Genomic DNA, 16,768 nt, shown 5'->3' with positions numbered 1-16,768 from the left:
AGGAGATGTCATGTCAGCACCCGAACTGAACCGTCCTGTTGATGATTTTGAGGCCCCGGCTACCGGAGATCAAACCATTCGTTTATCGGACCTGAAAGGCCAGAATGTGGTGGTCTATTTCTACCCCAAGGACAACACCCCCGGATGCACCACTGAAGGTCAGGATTTCCGCGATCGGCACGACCAGTTTGAAGCACTCGATACGGTTATTTTCGGTGTGTCACGTGACGGCCTGAAAGCCCACGACAACTTCCGCGAAAAACAGGCATTTCCCTTTCACCTGATTTCCGACAAGGACGAAGCCCTCTGCCAACAGTTCGATGTCATCAAGCTGAAAAAGCTCTATGGCAAGGAATATATGGGCATTGACCGCAGCACCTTCCTGATCGACAAGGACGGGGTCCTCCGCAGGGAGTGGCGAGGCGTGAAAGTACCAGGCCACGTTGACGAAGTGCTGGAAGCCGTCAGGAGTCTTTAAGACTCCTTTGGCAACGTCTCTGCCTGCCCGTACTTGACCGGCCATGCCGAGAAGATCGCCTTGAGCATGGTCGCCAGCGGTATGGCGAAGAACACACCCCACAAACCCCAGATGCCACCAAAGAACAACACAGCCACGATGATGGCGACAGGGTGCAGATTATTCACTTCCGAGAACAGGATGGGAACCAGAACGTTGCCATCCAGCGCCTGGATCACACCGTACACCACCATGACCCAGATAAACTGGCTGCCCCACCCGAAGGCGAACAGGGCGATCATGGCGACCGGAATGGTGACAACAGCCGCCCCGATATAGGGAATCACCACGCTCAGACCCACCATCAGTGACAGCAGGGCCGCATAAGGCATACCCAGAACCTTGAAGGCCACGTAGGTGATACCTCCAACGATCAGTATCTCCACCGCCTTTCCCCGCACGTAGTTGGCACACTGAAGATTCACTTCATGCCATATCCGGACCATCATCGGGCGTTGGGATGGCAGCATGCGAGCGATCGCACCCAGTAGCACCCGGCGGTCCTTGAGGAAGAAGAATACGAGAATCGGCAGCAACACCATGTAGATCAGCAGCGCCACCAGATCCGGAATGCTTTCCAGTGAAAAGGACACCAGCCATTGGGTCATGCGGCCGGCTTCGGTGGTTACCTGATTGTAGATGGTGTTGATGCCTTCCATGGATATCAACGTTGGATACTGCTCAGGAAGCACTTCAAGATAGGACTGCATCTCTCTGAAAATACGAGGTGCTTCGCCCGCCAGCCCGGTCACCTGGGTCCAGATCAGAGGTAACAACCCGAACAGGACGCCAATCAACAGCCCCAGGAAGACAAAGAACACGCCTATGATGGATACGATTTCCGGAATGCCGAGCCGATTAAGCTTGGTGACCAGCCCCTGGAGAATAAAGGCAACAATAACCGCCGCAATCGCGGGCGCCAGCATGGAGCCGAAAAAAATGATGAAGACGACGCCTGCCAGTATCAGCAGGAAAAGAATGACGGCTTCTTCATCTGAAAAGTATTTGTGGGCGAGACCACGTAAAATTCTGATCATCAACGACTCCGGAGGGTCATTACTACGGGCTTAACCGCCGCACTTTATCACAAAGGTGAAACAGCCACCCTGTTCGGATGTGCGGACCAGCTCATGACTCGACAGTTCGAGGAACGCAGGAATATCCCTTGCAGAACCGGCGTCTGTGGCGATAACTTCAAGTTCCTGGCCGGGAGACATGCTGTTGAGTTCGAGCTTGGTTTTCAATAGCGGCATCGGACAGCGCAGGCCCGATGCGTCCAGTGTTCGATCAGCCATGGCGATAAGGCATCCGTATGTTCAAAACAGGAGCCGGCATTATGCCCACAGTGGTACTGTATTGCACCTCAATCGTAACAGACGAACCCCGAAAGAACTTTCGGTGGCACAATGCTGTCAGAGAGAACCCCATGACAACGGACATCGCCTATTCATGACTGTAACAAACCGCCACCGAGCTCAACGGCCAGGCATCCTGGCATCCGCCTTTGCCCTGGCGTTTTCACTGACGGTCAGCCAGGCCTCGGCACAATCGTCGGATAGCACACTGCCGTCCATTGGTGGCGCCGGTGGTGGGCTTATCTCTGAGCGCCAGGAAACGGATATCGGGCGTCAAGTGATGACATCCATCCGGCGATCCGCCCCTCAGATCACCGATGCCCTGGTCCAGGACTACCTGAACTCGATCATTTATCGCCTCGTACCCTCGGCACCTCTGAGTAGCAGCGACCTCACGCTGGCGATCATCGACAGCCCCGACATCAATGCCTTTGCGGTCCCCGGCAATGTCGTCGGCGTTAATGGCGGCCTGTTCCTGAATGCCGAGAGTGAGCAACAGTTTGCCTCGGTTCTGGCCCACGAACTGGCGCACCTGAGCCAGCGCCATTTCGCCAGGCGCCTGGAGCAACAGGAAACCAGCGCCCCGCTGACCATTGCCGGCATGATCGCCGGCATCATCCTCTCAGCGGTTACCCAGTCGGATGTCGGCATAGCAGCCATCGCAGGCACTCAGGCACTGGCAGTGCAGAATATGCTGGCTTATAGCCGGGCTCATGAACAGGAAGCTGACCGGGTTGGCATGGACATACTCGCCAGCTCCGGCATGGACCCGAGAGGGATGCCGGAAATGTTCGAGATCATGATGCGACAGAACCGCCTGCAGGGAAACCGGGTTCCGGAGTACCTTTCCACCCACCCGCTGACGCAGAATCGTGTATCCGACACCCGCAACCGCGCCGAGCAATACCCCCGCAGGGATGTGGCCGATGCCCAGGAGTATCATCTGGTTCGATCCCGGCTTCAGGTTCGCTACGCAAAGTCCGCAGACATCGCTGTGGAAACGTTCAAGGACTACCTGAACCGTTCGGACACCGAAAAGCCGGATGCCATTCGCTACGGCCTGGCGGTGGCGTTGCTGAGAAATGGAAACCAGAGTGAGGCGATTATTGAGCTTGAAAGGCTGCTCGATGGAACACCGGGGCGCATCACCTATCAGGTGACACTCGCAGAGGCGCTGATTGAGCAGGACAAGCTCAACGAAGCTCGCAGCCTGCTTTCCGAAGCCCTTGCAAGAAATCCCGGCAACTACCCGATTACCGACATGCTCGCACACCTGGAAACCGCGGCGGGTAACGGCGAACGTGCCGCCGAATACCTCCACAGACTGACGCGGGAACTGCCGAAGAAAGAGCATCTCTGGCTGAGGTTGGCGGAAGCCGAAGGGTTGGCGCGCAACATCGTTGGGGTGCACCGGGCGAGGGCCGAATACGATATCCTGATGGGCGACCTTGAGGCAGCCCAGCGCCAGTTGCGACAGGCCCAGGAAAGACTCCCCGCCGGAGCGCCATTGCGCCAAATCGTGACCGAACGATTGTCGCAGGTGTCAGAGCGGCTGAACCAGCGCCGCAGCTGACGTCAGGCGTTGCCGGCGGCCTTCAGATTCATCTCGGCGGTGAAATCCAGCATTCGCTGAAGCGGCCTCAACGCATCCTCCCGCAACGACGGGTCCACATGAACCTCCTGGTCACCGTTCTCAATCACCGACAGCAGGTTCTCGAGGCCATTCATCGCCATCCACGGGCAATGGGCGCAGCTACGACAGGTGGCGCCATTTCCGGCTGTTGGCGCCTCAATCAAGGTCTTGTTGGGGGCCAACTGCTGCATCTTGTAGAAAATGCCGTTGTCGGTGGCAACGATAAACTGATCGTTGGGCAGCGTCTGTACCGCATGAATCAGCTGAGAGGTCGAACCGACAACATCGGCCATCTCGACCACCGCGTTGGGCGACTCAGGGTGCACCAGAACCGCCGCATCCGGATACAGCGCTTTCAGATCCTCCAGCCCCCGGTACTTGAACTCTTCATGTACGATGCATGAACCATCCCAGAGCAACACATCCGCACCGGTGGTTTTCTGCACGTAATGGCCTAAATGCTTGTCCGGGGCCCAGAGTATTTTTTCACCACGGGCATCCAGCGACTCCACAATGGCCTGAGCACAACTGGAGGTAACCACCCAGTCCGCCCTTGCCTTCACCGCTGCGGAGGTATTGGCGTAGACCACAACGGTACGGTCGGGGTGCTGGTCGCAAAAGGCCGAGAATTCGTCCGCGGGGCAGCCAATATCCAGTGAACAGGTGGCCTCCAGCGTGGGCATCAGCACACGTTTTTCCGGGTTCAGAATCTTGGCGGTTTCGCCCATGAAACGGACACCTGCCACGACCACGGTTGACGCTTTGTGCTGGTTGCCAAACCGGGCCATTTCCAGCGAATCGGCAACACAGCCGCCGGTTTCCTCCGCCAGGCGCTGAATGTCAGGGTCGGTGTAGTAATGAGCCACGAGCACCGCATCCTGCGCTTTCAGCGCTGCTCGAATACGGGACTCAAGGTTGGCTTTCTCGTCGTCGCTCAGGGTCTTTGGCTCCGCCTGGTGTGCCAGATGTTCCTGAACGAGAATACGGTCTTCAACTCGCGTCATTACTGCATCTCTGTATTGCGTTAACGTCGGAAGTATATCACTTTGGCCACGACTTTCACTGGGCTGACACCCTGCTGTCACAGAGTTTTGCTTAGGTTACTTACATGCACCCTTTTAACTACGCCCACTATCACAGATGTATGACCGTATACCCAAAAAAAAAAGAGCCCGAAGGCTCTTTTTTCGACAGGAGCCGCTTTGGCTTCCTGTTCTATTGGTGGGTCGTGAAGGATTCGAACCTTCGACCAATTGGTTAAAAGCCAACTGCTCTACCAACTGAGCTAACGACCCATAACTGTCGGCCCGAATCCGGACCAGAACAACGCGACGACTCAGTCCACCGCCTCGTTCGTAATTTGGTGGGTCGTGAAGGATTCGAACCTTCGACCAATTGGTTAAAAGCCAACTGCTCTACCAACTGAGCTAACGACCCAAACGAGGCGCATATAGTAATGATTTTTCAGCGCCGATCAACCCCTAATTCCCAGGTTTCTCAACATTCTTCGTGGCAAGCACGATCAGCCGTTACTGGAGTCGAGGTACTTCTTGGCCAACTCAGCAGCGCTGGTATTCGGATAGTCGCGGACCACGGTTTCCATACGCCCGCGAGCCTGCTCCTTATCGCCTAGCCGGTCCAGGGTCACACCAAGCTTGTAAACAGCGTCCGGCGCCTTGCGATGATCCCCATAACGGGTTGCAACGATGGTGAACGCCTGCCGCGCCTGTTCGAGCTGTTCCTCAACGAGGTACACTTCGCCCAGCCAATAATAGGCGTTGACCGTCAGGTCCCCTTCCTCATACTCATCAATGAAGTCGTACAACCCATTGATCGCCTGGTCGTAGTTCTTTTCCTGATGGATCAGAGTCTGGATTTTCTGGTATTCCGTTCGCTCCTTGTCGGAAGGCTGCCGGTAGATTCTGGTTTTCACCCCCGAATCTCCTGCTGCCTCAGCCGAATCGGCCGCACCCTCTGAGCTCGCTGAGCTCGTCGCTGGTGCTTCCGAGACCTTTTCAGAGAGTTTCAGAATTCGCTGGTCAAGGTCAATGTAGCGGTCCCGTGACTGCTTGGTAAGCCGATCAATGAGGTTGCGCTGCTCTTCGACCCGCCCCTGCAATCGACGAACCTCGCCCTGCAGTTGCTGAATCATGTAGAACAGTTCCGCATTGGCCTGACTGTTGCCAGCCTTGCGTTCTGCCTCGGACGCATTGTCCTGGAACGCTGGAGAAACGGATTGCGCCAGCGCGCCGCCCGCATGCCCGAAGGCAAGCGGGAGCATCACTGTCGCCATGAGCAGATGTCTCATGGGGTTCGCCTGTTACTGGAAAACGAGTTCAACGCGACGGTTCTGGGCCCACGCGCTCTCACTGGAACCCATCACTGCCGGCTTTTCTTCACCGTAGCTGATGGTTTCCGTCTGGCCGCGGGAAGCACCGTTCACGATCAGGAAACGCTCGATGGCGTTGGCACGACGCTCGCCCAATGCGAGGTTGTATTCTTTGGTGCCGCGCTCATCAGCATGCCCTTCAATACGGACATTCTGCCCCGGATTGGCTTGCAGGAACCGGGCGTGGGCCACCAGCACATCGCGGGCTTCGGTTTTGATTTCGGAGGTATCAAAATCAAAGTAGAAGGTGGTGATTTCGCGCATGGCGGCTTCTTCCGCCCGCGCAGCACGAGCTTCCGCTTCACGACGCTGCTCTTCGCTCATCTCGGATGAAGACACACCGCCGTCATCATCGCCGCCATAAACAGTGCTGCCACCTTCCTGGTCGACAGCAGAGACATCGGAACCGTACGCACCGTCTTCAGTGGTCTCACCGGTGCTGCTGCAACCGGCGATCAGACCAAGAGACATTACCATGGCGAATAATTTGTGGTGAGCTGATACGTTCATAATCACTTCCTTCCTTTTTGAGAGTCTGTTGTACGTTAATGCAAACGAACCTGTTCTGTTCGGAGTTCCGGTTTACTTGACGATCGGTGACCATGCCGGTTCACGCACATCACCCTCCGAGGCCGGCAGACTATAGGCCGCTCCGCCATCCGCGGCAATTACAGTTAGTACACTGTCGCCGCCCTGCTTGGTTGCATAGATCAACATCCGGCCATTGGGCGAAACACTGGGCGACTCATCGGACTCAGTTCGAGTGAGAATCGTTTCTTCCTCCGTCTGCAAGTTAGTCCGTGCTATATGAAACGCCTTGTCTCTCTGATGCACATAGTAGACGTACTTGCCGTCGTTGTCTGGCCGCGGGCGGGCATTGTAGCGGCTACCGAAGGTAATCCTGCGGGGTTCCGCACTCTCACTGGACTTGTGGTAGATCTGCGGCCCCCCGGAACGATCAGACGTAAAGAAGAAACCTTCACCCGTATGATCCCAGGTGGGCTCAGTATCAATAGACCAGTGATTGGTCAGCCGCTTGAGCGAGCGACTCTGAATATCCATCTTGTAGACTTCGGCATTGCCGTCCTTCGACAGGGTCATAAGCAACGACCGACCATCCGGGCCCCATGCGGGCGCTGAATTCAAACCCCGGAAGTCCGCGATCCGCGTGCGGTTGCCCGATGAAAGCTCATGGCTGTAAATCGCGGGCTTGCCAGTTTCAAACGACACATAGGCAAGCCTCTTACCGTCGGGCGACCAGGCTGGTGACAAAATGGGTTCATCGCTTTCCAGCCTGACCTTGGCCCTTTTGCCATCCACGTCACTGACCTGCAGCCGATACAGGGCTTTGCCACCGGATCGCTGAAGCGTGACGTAGGCCAGCTTGGTAGAAAATGCGCCCGGCACCCCGGTGATAGCCTCATAGACCTTGTCACTGATGTGGTGGGCAAGGCTCCGTGTGCTGTTCACCGATGAGGACGCCGTTGCCCCAAGGATCCGCTCCTCGCGGTTCACATCGTACAACTCATACCGGGCTTCAATCTTGTCGCCGGTACGTGTCAACTGACCGACCAGAACGTAACGCTGCCCCAGAAGTCGCCAGTCGCGAAAATAGACCTCATCACCCTTTGACGGCAGGCTGAGCATTTTCTCTGGTGGCAGTGGCTTGAATTCACCGCTCATGGTGAGGTCGTCGCGGATGATACTGCTGATCTTATCGCCGGACGGCATGGTGCCGGATTCAGCGAATGGGACCACGGCGACCGGGATGGCCGAATCCGCACCCTCCGTGATTCGGATCAACAGCTCTGCGTGGGCCGCCGGACTGCTCCCTATCATCACCGCCAGCATCAGCAACCATGTCATTACCATGCCGGTTGGGGTTGTGCCTTTAGTACTCCGGTTCGTCATTTGATTTCCCATTGTCCTTATCTCAACCGCCGAGGATTGAACTCAATCGTAAACTGGCGAAAATACTTTTCAAACGTGTCCCGATCATCGGGAATCGGATAACGATTCAACGACTTAACCGCGCCCAGCGCCGAATTGTCGAATGCCGTGTTACCACTGGTGGAGACAAGCTTTACCGAGGCAAGTTCACCAGTCGGTAGCAAAGTGATCTGAAGCCGCGCAGTCATCTCCTCGGTTGCCGATGATGGCGGATACCAGGCCTGGCTCAATCGTTCACGAATCAGCGCCTGATATTTCTGGCTTTCCGTCAGCATCTGCGCTTCGCGCGCCTTGGCCGCGGCCGCCTCCCTCTTACGGCGCTCCTCCGCCTCGCGTTCCTGCTGGGCTTCTTCCGCCAGGGCTTCCAGTTGCTGTTCTTTCAGACGCCGCTCACGCTCCTTGCGTTTGCGTTCAGCTTCCTGGCGCTCTCGCTCTTCCCTCGCCTTGCGCTCAGCTTCTTCCTTGCGGCGCTGCTCCTCCGCACGGCGTTTTTCCTCGGCGGCCTTCCGGGCAGCCTCTTCTTGGCGACGCTTTTCTTCCTCGGCCTTTTGACGTTCACGCTCCTTGGCTTCAGCAGCAGCCTTCTGGCGGGCAGCCTCTTCCGCTTTGCGCTGCTGTTCACGTTCGCGCTTCGCCGCCTCTTCCTGGCGCTGCTGTTCCTGCTTGCGCTCTTTCTCCTGCTGGATGCGGCGAGCCTCTTCCCGTTCGCGTTCCTCTTCGGCCTTTCGACGTTCGGCTTCTTCCTTACGCTTCCGCTCTTCCTCCTGCCTGCGTTCTTCATCACGATCCGGTTCATCAACCGGTTCCGTCACCGGACTGGGTTCGGGCTCGTTCGGAGTGATCAGGCGCGCAGAAATACTGGGCGGCGGCGGATCCTCCGAGGGATTGGTCCACGTCCATCCGGCCAAGGCCACGCCCAGGATCAACCCATGCAGCAGGATTGACAGAGCCACGGGCGACTTCCAGGGCGGCTGGCCCGTGTTGGTTACATCACGCTCATGACCTCTCACAAAAACCTGCCTGCTCTGTACCTACTCATCAATGGATGGCGCTTCGGTGATCAATCCGACATTAGACGCCCCTGCGGCCTGTAACTGAGCCATCAGTCGAACAACGGTACCGTACTCAACATGCTCATCACCCCGAACAAGCACTTCGCGGTCCGTACGCTGGGACAGGATTTTGGCGATCCGGTCGCGAATGTCCGCGAGTGACATCGGGTCACTGCTTTCATCCCCGATATCCATGAAATACGCACCATTGCTGTCGACGGACACCACGATAGATTCCACGTTCTTGTCGGACTGGATCGGCTGCGATGTGGTTTCCGGCAGATCCACTTTTACGCCTTGCGTCAGCATCGGCGCCGTCACCATAAAGATGATCAGCAGCACCAGCATGACGTCGATGTAGGGTACGACGTTGATTTCAGACATCGGCTTGCGACTTCTCGCCGGCATCATTCCCATGCCTTTCATGTTTCTGCTCTCCCGACTGGCTGTCCGTTACTGGCTGCCTTCCTCATGCGGCTGACTGCTCGCTGTTATGCACACGGCGATGGAGGATGCTCGAAAACTCATCGGCAAAGGTTTCATAGTTCTTCAGCAGCGCATCGGAAATAGCGGAGAAACGGTTATAGGCAATCACGGCGGGGATGGCCGCAAACAGGCCCATTGCCGTTGCTATCAATGCCTCGGAAATACCGGGGGCTACCGTGGCGAGGGTCGCCTGCTGAACCTGAGCCAGTCCCCGAAATGAATTCATGATGCCCCAGACCGTGCCAAACAGACCGACATAGGGGCTGGTGGAGCCGACGGTTGCAAGAAACGGCAAGTGCATCTCCAACCGCTCCTGCTCACGGGAAAACGCCACTCGCATCGCACGCTGGGTGCCTTCCATGACGGCATCGGCATCCCGGCTTTGCTGGCGCAGACGGGAAAATTCCTTGAAACCGGCGCGGAATAACGATTCCATACCGGAGAACGGCGTCGGATTACTGTTCACTTCCCGGTAGAGCTGACCCAGGTCCATTCCGGACCAGAACCGTTCCTCGAACGCATACTGGGCCTGCTTGGCCTTGCGGAACACCTTCAGGCGCTGGAAGATCAGTGCCCAGGAGATAATGGACGCCAGGGCAAGCAACAGCATAACCAGCTGAACCAGCACGCCGGCGTTGGCGATGAGATACCAAACAGAAACTTCTGACTCCACCTTTTACTCCTGGATTATTCCACTTGTGAATTGGTTTTCAGGCTGCTTTCCAGCAACTCCAGCATGTTTACCGGAAGGCGTCTTGGCCGGCCGGAATCCAGTGCGATACAGGCCACACGCACATCCGCCGAGGCCAGTACCTTGTCATCGGAGCGGCGAACAACCCGTTGACGAAAATCCATCCATACACGGCCAAACGCCACTGGCTCCGCGGTCACTCGCAACTCATCGTCGAGCCTGGCCGGAGCACCGTAGTGAATCGACAGGCGCTGGACAACGTAACTGATGTTATCCGCCAGGCCGGCGCGAAGCCCGACACCCTTGTGACGAACCCACTCCGTACGGGCACGCTCCATATAGTGCAGGTACTTCGCGTGGTATACGATACCGCCGGCGTCGGTATCCTCGATGTACACGCGAACCGCCAACCCGACCGATGAATCATAACGCTCAGTCAAACAGGTCCTCCCGTTCCGGACCGGATGGCACGACACCAAAATGCTGGTAGGCATTGGACGTCACCATACGCCCACGGGGCGTACGTACCATGAAACCCTGCTGAATCAGGAACGGCTCAAGAACGTCTTCGATAGTGCCTCGTTCTTCACTGATCGCCGCTGCCAGACTTTCGACACCGACCGGGCCACCATCAAACTTTTCAATCATCGCCAAAAGCAGGCGCCGGTCCATGTGATCAAACCCCTGGGCGTCCACTTTCAGCATGTTCAGTGCCTGGTCCGCAATGGACTCACTAATGCTGCCATCCGCTTTTACCTCAGCAAAGTCACGCACTCTGCGTAGCAGGCGATTGGCAATACGGGGTGTTCCCCGGGAACGACGGGCAATTTCGTAAGCACCGCCGTTGTCGATAGCGACCGATGACAATCGCGCGGAACGGAGAATAATATCCGTCAGATCCTTGGTGTTATAGAACTCAAGGCGCTGGACGATGCCGAAACGATCCCGCAGCGGCGACGTCAGAAGCCCGGCGCGTGTCGTGGCACCCACCAGGGTAAAGGGGGGCAGGTCCAGTTTGATGGAGCGGGCCGCCGGGCCCTCTCCAATCATGATATCCAGTTGGTAGTCTTCCATCGCCGGGTAGAGCACTTCTTCCACGGCGGCGCTGAGACGATGAATTTCATCAATGAAGAGGACATCACCCTCTTCGAGGTTGGTCAGCATGGCGGCCAGATCACCGGCTTTTTCCAACACCGGGCCGGATGTGGTCTTAATGGACACACCCATTTCATTGGCAATGATGTTGGCGAGCGTGGTCTTGCCTAGCCCCGGCGGACCAAAGATCAGCACATGATCCAATGCCTCCTGGCGACCTCGCGCGGCGGAAATGAAGATTTCCATCTGCTCCCGCACAGCCGGCTGACCCACATAGTCCGCAAGCACACCGGGACGGATCGCTCGATCCTGCACTTCCTCGTATTGTCCGGCCTGGGCTGTAATCAGGCGATCCGATTCAATCATTGAACTACCCGCTCAGAGGAAATCAACAACATGCCTGTACACTCGTATCGGGTTCATTATGCCCCAATTGTACAAACGGCGCTTTTGCTGTCACGTTACGCTCTCTACACATATGGGGCCAGGATGCGATTAATGACACTCTTTTAATCAGCCCATTAGCTGGCAGGAATCATTGCCCGTAGCGCCAACCGAATCAATTCCTGGCTCGACATGCCCTCCTCCGCAACCTTGCTGATCGCCTTGGACGCCTCCTGTGGCTTGTAACCCAGAGCAATCAGTGCGGCTTCCGCCTCTTCCCTGGGGTCATGACCTGCGGCAATGCCCGCGTTGGCTGAGCCGGAGATAACCGTCGCATTTGGCGACGCTGGCGTGAACTGCCCTTCAAGTTGCCCTATACGATCTGTCATTTCAATAAGCAGGCGTTCGGCGGTTTTCTTGCCAACACCGGGAAGCTTAACCAGGGCATTGGCATCGCGAGCCTCAACGCAGCGGATAAACTGATTCGCATCCAGCCCCGACAGAATCCCCGCGGCAAGCTTGGGACCAACACCATTAACCTTGATCAGCAACCGGAACAGGTCCCGATCCAGCCGTGAAGAGAAGCCGTAGAGGCTCTGGGCGTCCTCGCGAACAACAAAGTGGGTGTGAAGAACCAGCTCGTCGCCGGTTTCAGGAAGGTTAAAGAAGGTGGTGTAGGGAATATCGACTTCATACCCCAGGCCGGCGCATTCCACCAATGCCTGGGCGGGGGATTTTTCAATCAGGATGCCTCGGATACGACCAATCAACGGGTTTCTCCCTGGACTTCAATGAGTCTGGTTATTGTCTTCGGACCCGGCCACTTCGCACTTTCCCGCCACCTCCGGACGCCAGCCGGGCAACGCTCTGGCTCATGTGGGCGTGGCACAGCGCAATCGCCAGGGCGTCTGCGGCGTCGGCCTGCGGCTTGCGGGACAGCGCCAGCAACACCTGGACCATATGCTGGACCTGGGACTTGTCAGCGCCGCCTTTACCCACCACCGCCTGCTTGACCTGGCGGGCGGAATACTCGTGAACCGGCAAACCGCTGTTGGCGGCCGCTACAATCGCCGCTCCCCTGGCCTGCCCCAACTTCAGCGCTGAATCCGGGTTACGGGCCATGAATACCTGCTCGATGGCGAATTCTTCGGGGCGGTATTCGCCAATGAGCGTTGCCAGACTATGGAAGATGGTTTGCAGGCGCTCCGCCATGGGCTTCTCGCCGACCCGGATGCATCCACTGTCAATATATTCGATCACCCGGCCCTCGGCCCGGACAATGCCGTAACCGGTAATGCGTGACCCTGGGTCCACCCCCATGATTATCGACACGTTGCGCCCTTATTGATGGAGTGCCTCCATCACGTCCGCCGGTATATCGGCGTTGTGATAGACATTCTGCACATCGTCCAGGTCTTCCAGCATATCGATCAGCTTGAGGATGGGCTCTGCGCCCTCCTCATCCAGCTCTACAGTGGTTGAGGGCACCATAGTGACTTCTGCGTTATCGGGTATCAGGCCGGACTCCACCAGGGACTGTTTAACGTCGAGGAACTGATCTGGCACGGTGACTATCTCGAAAGAGCCGTCGCCGAGCGTTGCCAGATCCTCGGCACCGGCAACCAGGGCCGCTTCCATCAGCCGGTCTTCGTCCATCTCCGGACTGTAGCTGATAATACCCTGCTTACTGAACAGATACGCTACCGAACCGTCAGTGCCGAGGTTGCCGCCCATCTTGTTCAGGGCGTGACGAATGTCGGCCACAGTGCGGTTGCGGTTATCCGTCATGACTTCCACAAAGATAGCAACGCCACCGGGACCGTACCCTTCGTAGGTCAGTTCCTCGTAATTGCTGTCGTCACCATCCCCGGCACCCCGCTCAACGGCGCGCTCGATGGTGTCCTTCTTCATGTTGGCGGTCAGGGCCTTGTCGATGACGCCCCGCAATCGCGGATTGTCATCCGGGTTTCCCCCGCCCTGACGGGCCGCCACCGTCAACTCGCGAATGATCTTGGTGAAAATCTTACCGCGTTTGGCGTCCTGAGCCGCTTTACGGTGCTTGATGTTGGCCCATTTACTGTGTCCAGCCATAATCAACTCCGTTCAGTCGCGGAGCACACGAGGGTGTGCTCCGGCATTGCGTTACTCGCCTGCCTGGGTGTCTTCCTTACTTTCGCCGGCCTTGGCCACGGGCTTGCGGCGGCGGATATGAAGCTCACGCAACTGCTTGTCGTCCACTTCTCCGGGAGCCTGTGTCATCAGACAGGTGGCGCTCTGGGTTTTCGGGAACGCAATCACATCACGGATAGAACTGGCGCCTGTCATCAGCATGATCAACCGGTCCAGACCAAACGCCAGGCCACCATGGGGAGGGCAACCGTATTTCAGCGCATCCAGCAGGAACCCGAACTTGGCTCGTGCTTCTTCGTGCTCAATACCCAGGGTACGGAACACGCTTTCCTGCATTTTTTCGTCGTGAATACGGATGGAACCGCCACCGAGCTCGGTGCCATTGAGCACCATGTCGTAGGCGCGGGACAATGCCGTCGCCGGTGACGCTTCCAGCTCGTCACCAGAACAGGATGGCGCCGTGAACGGATGGTGAATCGCAGTCAGGCTTCCGTCAGATGTTTCCTCGAACATCGGGAAGTCCACCACCCACATCGGCGCCCACTCGGACGTCAGCATGTTCAGGTCGTGGCCGACCTTGATGCGAAGCGCGCCCAAGGCTTCGTTGACCACGTTGATCTTATCGGCGCCGAAGAACACGATATCGCCATCTTCCGCACCGGAGCGCTCGATGACAGCCTGCGCAACATCGTCACCCAGGAATTTGATGATCGGCGACTGCAGGCCTTCAACGCCCTTGGACGTATCATTGACCTTGATGTAGGCCAGCCCCTTGGCACCGTAAATACCCACGTACTTGGTGTAGTCGTCGATCTGTTTTCGGGTCAGCTCGCTGCCCTTCGGAACACGTAGTGCTGCTACGCGGCCCTTGGGGTCATTAGCCGGACCGGCAAACACCTTGAAGTCAACGCCCGCAACCAGATCACCCACGTCAACCAGCTCAAGCGGGATACGCAGGTCCGGCTTGTCGCTGCCATAACGCTGCATTGCCTCGGCGTACGGCATGCGCGGGAATTCAGGCAGATCCACTTCCAGAACATCCTTGAACAGCGAACGAATCATGTTCTCGTTCAGGGTCATCAAGGTCTCCTCATCGATGAACGAGGCCTCGATGTCAATCTGCGTAAATTCCGGCTGACGGTCGGCACGCAGGTCTTCGTCGCGGAAACACTTGGCGATCTGGTAATAGCGATCCACACCGGACACCATCAGCAATTGCTTGAAAAGCTGCGGGGACTGGGGAAGTGCAAAGAAGGAGCCTTCATGGGTGCGGCTTGGCACCAGGTAGTCACGTGCGCCTTCCGGAGTGGCGCGGGTCAGGATAGGCGTCTCCACATCCATAAAGCCGTTGCTATCCAGAAAGTTGCGAATATAGCTGGTCACCCTGGAACGGAAACGCAGTCGGTTCAGCATTTCCGGGCGACGCAGGTCCACAAAGCGATACTTCAGGCGAACGTCTTCACCGACATCCACATGCTCATCCAGCGGGAACGGAGGCGTTGCAGCGGCATTCAGGATGGATAACTGCTTACCCAGCAGCTCAACCTGCCCCGTCGGCATGTTGGCGTTTTCGGTACCAGCGGGACGACGGCGCACACGGCCGGTCACCTGAATAACGAATTCACTGCGGACCTTCTCCGCCAGATTGAAGCTCTCTGGGGTATCCGGATCGAACACGACCTGGGAAATACCGTCCCGATCGCGAAGGTCCAGAAAGATCACCCCACCGTGATCGCGGCGACGATGAACCCAACCGCAAAGAGTAACTTCCTGATCGATGTGAGATTCGTTGATTCCACCGCAATAATGACTGCGCATACCGGTTCCCGTTGTATCTGATGTGTGCGTAAAAGTTTGCAAAAATGGTTCTGGCGGACCCTACTGCAAAAGCGGCCCATTATAAACACAATGAACGGGAAAATCAGGCTTCCATCACCGTGGGTGACGGTAAAACATTTGGCCGCTAGAATGGGCCGATTTACCGCCCTATGGAGCCGCCCTTGTCAGCCCGAGCCGAACAGAAACTCCGCACTCGCCGTGCCCTGATGGACGCCGCCCTTGCTCAGCTCAGTGCGGACCGGGGCTTTGGCAGCCTGAGCCTGCGGGAAGTGGCAAGGGAAGCTGGCATTGCGCCGACATCGTTCTACCGGCACTTTTCCGAGCTCGACGAGCTGGGGCTTGCCCTGGTGGACGAAGGCGGTGTCGCCCTGCGACAACTCATGCGCCAGGCACGCAAGCGAATTGCACGAAACGGCAGCGCCATCAGCACCTCGGTGGACACCTTCATGGAGTATCTTGGCAACAACTCCAATCTGTTTCGTCTGATGCTGAGGGAAAGCACCGGGGTATCAAAACCCTTCCGCACCGCCATCAAAGCTGAAATCGACCACTTTGTGACCGAACTGGCTGCAGATCTGGCGCGCATCGCGGATGAAGAGAATCGCCCCCTATCCGACTCCAAACTGGTGGCAGACGCCATGGTGACACTGGTGTTTAACCAAGGCGCCGAGGCGCTTGACGCAACACCACCGGAAAAGGAAGCCTTGAAGGACAAACTGAAAACCGAGCTCAGGATGATCCTCGTTGGATCACGCACCATCGCCCGGCACAAACGCTAAGCTACCCGGCTTTGCCGGAAGAGATTGCTACGCCACTATTTGCGAGAGCCGACCCAGCAACGGCTTCAGTTGTTCGCTTATTCTGGCCAGATCGCTGACACTGTAGGGCTTCGGCGGAAGTTTGCCCCAGACCGGGCCCGGCCAGGCAGAGTCGCCGTCAAAACGCACGATATGATGAAGGTGAAGTTGCGGCACCATGTTACCCAACGCCGCAACATTGAGCTTATCCCCACCGAACAATTCCATCATGCCCTCCCCAAGAAGGGACGATTCCGCCAGCAGCTGCCGCTGTTGCTCCGGAGCCAGCTGATAGATCTCCCGCACACTGCCAACCCTTGGTACCAGAAGGATCCAGGGCCAGTTGCTGTCGTTCATCAGCCGAATTTCACACAGCTTGCTCTGTCCGAGGCTGACTGTGTCAGCTTCCAGACGCTCGTGCAGAACAAACGGCGACTCCGCCCCACTCAT

Annotated in this window: 19 protein-coding genes and 2 tRNA genes; 3 read left to right on the top strand and 18 right to left on the bottom strand. The window is 57.2% G+C overall.

Annotated elements, in window-relative coordinates; genetic code table 11:
• The first annotated feature begins 10 nt into the window (after positions 1 to 10).
• Complete coding sequence (locus SIC19_RS18395; protein ID WP_036205373.1) at positions 11 to 478, top strand: peroxiredoxin; 468 nt, start codon at positions 11 to 13, stop codon at positions 476 to 478.
• Here SIC19_RS18395 and SIC19_RS18390 read toward each other — a convergent pair.
• Positions 475 to 1,554 (bottom strand): AI-2E family transporter, encoded by a 1,080-nt coding sequence (locus SIC19_RS18390; protein WP_036205372.1) that lies wholly within the window; start codon positions 1,552 to 1,554, stop codon positions 475 to 477. The two genes, SIC19_RS18395 and SIC19_RS18390, sit on opposite strands and share 4 nt — an antisense overlap.
• Before the next feature lie 30 nt (positions 1,555 to 1,584).
• Positions 1,585 to 1,812 (bottom strand): sulfurtransferase TusA family protein, encoded by a 228-nt coding sequence (locus SIC19_RS18385; RefSeq protein ID WP_036205371.1) that lies wholly within the window; start codon positions 1,810 to 1,812, stop codon positions 1,585 to 1,587.
• Between the two features lie 154 nt (positions 1,813 to 1,966).
• Between SIC19_RS18385 and SIC19_RS18380 the strand changes: the two genes are divergently transcribed.
• Positions 1,967 to 3,445: a M48 family metalloprotease gene (locus tag SIC19_RS18380; RefSeq protein WP_075196201.1), complete on the top strand. Its 1,479-nt coding sequence runs from the start codon at positions 1,967 to 1,969 to the stop codon at positions 3,443 to 3,445.
• A gap of 2 nt (positions 3,446 to 3,447) precedes the next feature.
• Here the strand turns inward: SIC19_RS18380 and nadA are convergent, their stop codons facing one another.
• The 15 genes from nadA to aspS all read right to left on the bottom strand — a co-directional run bounded on the left by nadA (position 3,448) and on the right by aspS (position 15,500).
• Positions 3,448 to 4,509 carry a quinolinate synthase NadA gene (gene nadA, locus SIC19_RS18375; RefSeq protein WP_036205367.1) on the bottom strand — a complete coding sequence of 354 codons (1,062 nt, stop codon included), beginning with the start codon at positions 4,507 to 4,509 and terminating at the stop codon, positions 3,448 to 3,450.
• Between the two features lie 215 nt (positions 4,510 to 4,724).
• Positions 4,725 to 4,800, bottom strand: a tRNA-Lys gene (locus tag SIC19_RS18370).
• 66 nt (positions 4,801 to 4,866) lie between these two features.
• Positions 4,867 to 4,942: transfer RNA gene (locus SIC19_RS18365), tRNA-Lys, on the bottom strand.
• Between the two features lie 85 nt (positions 4,943 to 5,027).
• Entirely contained in the window at positions 5,028 to 5,813 is a 786-nt protein-coding gene (gene ybgF / locus SIC19_RS18360; RefSeq protein ID WP_075196202.1) for a tol-pal system protein YbgF, read from the bottom strand.
• A gap of 12 nt (positions 5,814 to 5,825) precedes the next feature.
• On the bottom strand, positions 5,826 to 6,404 hold the full coding sequence (gene pal, locus SIC19_RS18355; RefSeq protein WP_036205364.1) for a peptidoglycan-associated lipoprotein Pal: 579 nt from the start codon (positions 6,402 to 6,404) through the stop codon (positions 5,826 to 5,828).
• A 72-nt stretch (positions 6,405 to 6,476) separates the two neighbouring features.
• Positions 6,477 to 7,760 carry a Tol-Pal system beta propeller repeat protein TolB gene (tolB, locus tag SIC19_RS18350; protein ID WP_127402392.1) on the bottom strand — a complete coding sequence of 428 codons (1,284 nt, stop codon included), beginning with the start codon at positions 7,758 to 7,760 and terminating at the stop codon, positions 6,477 to 6,479.
• A 62-nt stretch (positions 7,761 to 7,822) separates the two neighbouring features.
• On the bottom strand, positions 7,823 to 8,797 hold the full coding sequence (gene tolA / locus SIC19_RS18345; protein ID WP_036205360.1) for a cell envelope integrity protein TolA: 975 nt from the start codon (positions 8,795 to 8,797) through the stop codon (positions 7,823 to 7,825).
• Between the two features lie 78 nt (positions 8,798 to 8,875).
• Positions 8,876 to 9,322 carry a protein TolR gene (gene tolR / locus SIC19_RS18340; RefSeq protein ID WP_036205359.1) on the bottom strand — a complete coding sequence of 149 codons (447 nt, stop codon included), beginning with the start codon at positions 9,320 to 9,322 and terminating at the stop codon, positions 8,876 to 8,878.
• A 43-nt stretch (positions 9,323 to 9,365) separates the two neighbouring features.
• A complete protein-coding gene (tolQ, locus tag SIC19_RS18335) occupies positions 9,366 to 9,992 on the bottom strand; it encodes a protein TolQ (protein ID WP_244264392.1) in 627 nt (208 codons plus the stop codon).
• Between the two features lie 77 nt (positions 9,993 to 10,069).
• Complete coding sequence (ybgC, locus tag SIC19_RS18330; protein WP_041334308.1) at positions 10,070 to 10,513, bottom strand: tol-pal system-associated acyl-CoA thioesterase; 444 nt, start codon at positions 10,511 to 10,513, stop codon at positions 10,070 to 10,072.
• Positions 10,506 to 11,534, bottom strand: a complete 1,029-nt coding sequence (gene ruvB / locus SIC19_RS18325) for a Holliday junction branch migration DNA helicase RuvB (protein WP_036205355.1) — start codon at positions 11,532 to 11,534, stop codon at positions 10,506 to 10,508. The genes ybgC and ruvB overlap by 8 nt, the downstream gene beginning before the upstream one ends.
• Positions 11,535 to 11,689: 155 nt before the next feature.
• Positions 11,690 to 12,322 (bottom strand): Holliday junction branch migration protein RuvA, encoded by a 633-nt coding sequence (ruvA, locus tag SIC19_RS18320; protein ID WP_127401490.1) that lies wholly within the window; start codon positions 12,320 to 12,322, stop codon positions 11,690 to 11,692.
• A gap of 31 nt (positions 12,323 to 12,353) precedes the next feature.
• Positions 12,354 to 12,884, bottom strand: a complete 531-nt coding sequence (ruvC, locus tag SIC19_RS18315; RefSeq protein WP_075196205.1) for a crossover junction endodeoxyribonuclease RuvC — start codon at positions 12,882 to 12,884, stop codon at positions 12,354 to 12,356.
• A 9-nt stretch (positions 12,885 to 12,893) separates the two neighbouring features.
• A complete protein-coding gene (locus SIC19_RS18310; RefSeq protein WP_075196206.1) occupies positions 12,894 to 13,643 on the bottom strand; it encodes a YebC/PmpR family DNA-binding transcriptional regulator in 750 nt (249 codons plus the stop codon).
• Positions 13,644 to 13,694: 51 nt separating this feature from the next.
• Positions 13,695 to 15,500: an aspartate--tRNA ligase gene (aspS, locus tag SIC19_RS18305; protein ID WP_127401492.1), complete on the bottom strand. Its 1,806-nt coding sequence runs from the start codon at positions 15,498 to 15,500 to the stop codon at positions 13,695 to 13,697.
• Positions 15,501 to 15,682: 182 nt separating this feature from the next.
• On the opposite strand from aspS, the gene fabR reads away from it, so the two are divergent.
• On the top strand, positions 15,683 to 16,300 hold the full coding sequence (gene fabR / locus SIC19_RS18300) for an HTH-type transcriptional repressor FabR (protein ID WP_075196207.1): 618 nt from the start codon (positions 15,683 to 15,685) through the stop codon (positions 16,298 to 16,300).
• 27 nt (positions 16,301 to 16,327) lie between these two features.
• Here the strand turns inward: fabR and SIC19_RS18295 are convergent, their stop codons facing one another.
• Positions 16,328 to 16,768 carry an HIT domain-containing protein gene (locus tag SIC19_RS18295; protein WP_041334301.1) on the bottom strand — a complete coding sequence of 147 codons (441 nt, stop codon included), beginning with the start codon at positions 16,766 to 16,768 and terminating at the stop codon, positions 16,328 to 16,330.

Origin of the sequence: Marinobacter sp. MIT930201 (assembly GCF_047122665.1) — a bacterium.
GTDB lineage: Bacteria > Pseudomonadota > Gammaproteobacteria > Pseudomonadales > Oleiphilaceae > Marinobacter > Marinobacter salarius.
Note: the sequence above shows the minus strand (reverse complement) of the source record. Positions and strands in the feature narration are given on the sequence as shown.

Coding starts and splice junctions, on each gene's coding strand:
- SIC19_RS18390 (WP_036205372.1), bottom strand. CDS start 1,554: ATGATCAGAATTTTACGTGGTCTCGCCCACAAATACTTTTCAGATGAA.
- SIC19_RS18295 (WP_041334301.1), bottom strand. CDS start 16,768: ATGAGTGGGGCGGAGTCGCCGTTTGTTCTGCACGAGCGTCTGGAAGCT.
- SIC19_RS18380 (WP_075196201.1), top strand. CDS start 1,967: ATGACTGTAACAAACCGCCACCGAGCTCAACGGCCAGGCATCCTGGCA.
- tolB (WP_127402392.1), bottom strand. CDS start 7,760: ATGACATGGTTGCTGATGCTGGCGGTGATGATAGGGAGCAGTCCGGCG.
- SIC19_RS18310 (WP_075196206.1), bottom strand. CDS start 13,643: ATGGCTGGACACAGTAAATGGGCCAACATCAAGCACCGTAAAGCGGCT.
- nadA (WP_036205367.1), bottom strand. CDS start 4,509: ATGACGCGAGTTGAAGACCGTATTCTCGTTCAGGAACATCTGGCACAC.
- tolQ (WP_244264392.1), bottom strand. CDS start 9,992: ATGCTGTTGCTTGCCCTGGCGTCCATTATCTCCTGGGCACTGATCTTC.
- SIC19_RS18395 (WP_036205373.1), top strand. CDS start 11: ATGTCAGCACCCGAACTGAACCGTCCTGTTGATGATTTTGAGGCCCCG.
- ybgF (WP_075196202.1), bottom strand. CDS start 5,813: ATGAGACATCTGCTCATGGCGACAGTGATGCTCCCGCTTGCCTTCGGG.
- SIC19_RS18385 (WP_036205371.1), bottom strand. CDS start 1,812: ATGGCTGATCGAACACTGGACGCATCGGGCCTGCGCTGTCCGATGCCG.
- aspS (WP_127401492.1), bottom strand. CDS start 15,500: ATGCGCAGTCATTATTGCGGTGGAATCAACGAATCTCACATCGATCAG.
- pal (WP_036205364.1), bottom strand. CDS start 6,404: ATGAACGTATCAGCTCACCACAAATTATTCGCCATGGTAATGTCTCTT.
- ruvB (WP_036205355.1), bottom strand. CDS start 11,534: ATGATTGAATCGGATCGCCTGATTACAGCCCAGGCCGGACAATACGAG.
- tolR (WP_036205359.1), bottom strand. CDS start 9,322: ATGAAAGGCATGGGAATGATGCCGGCGAGAAGTCGCAAGCCGATGTCT.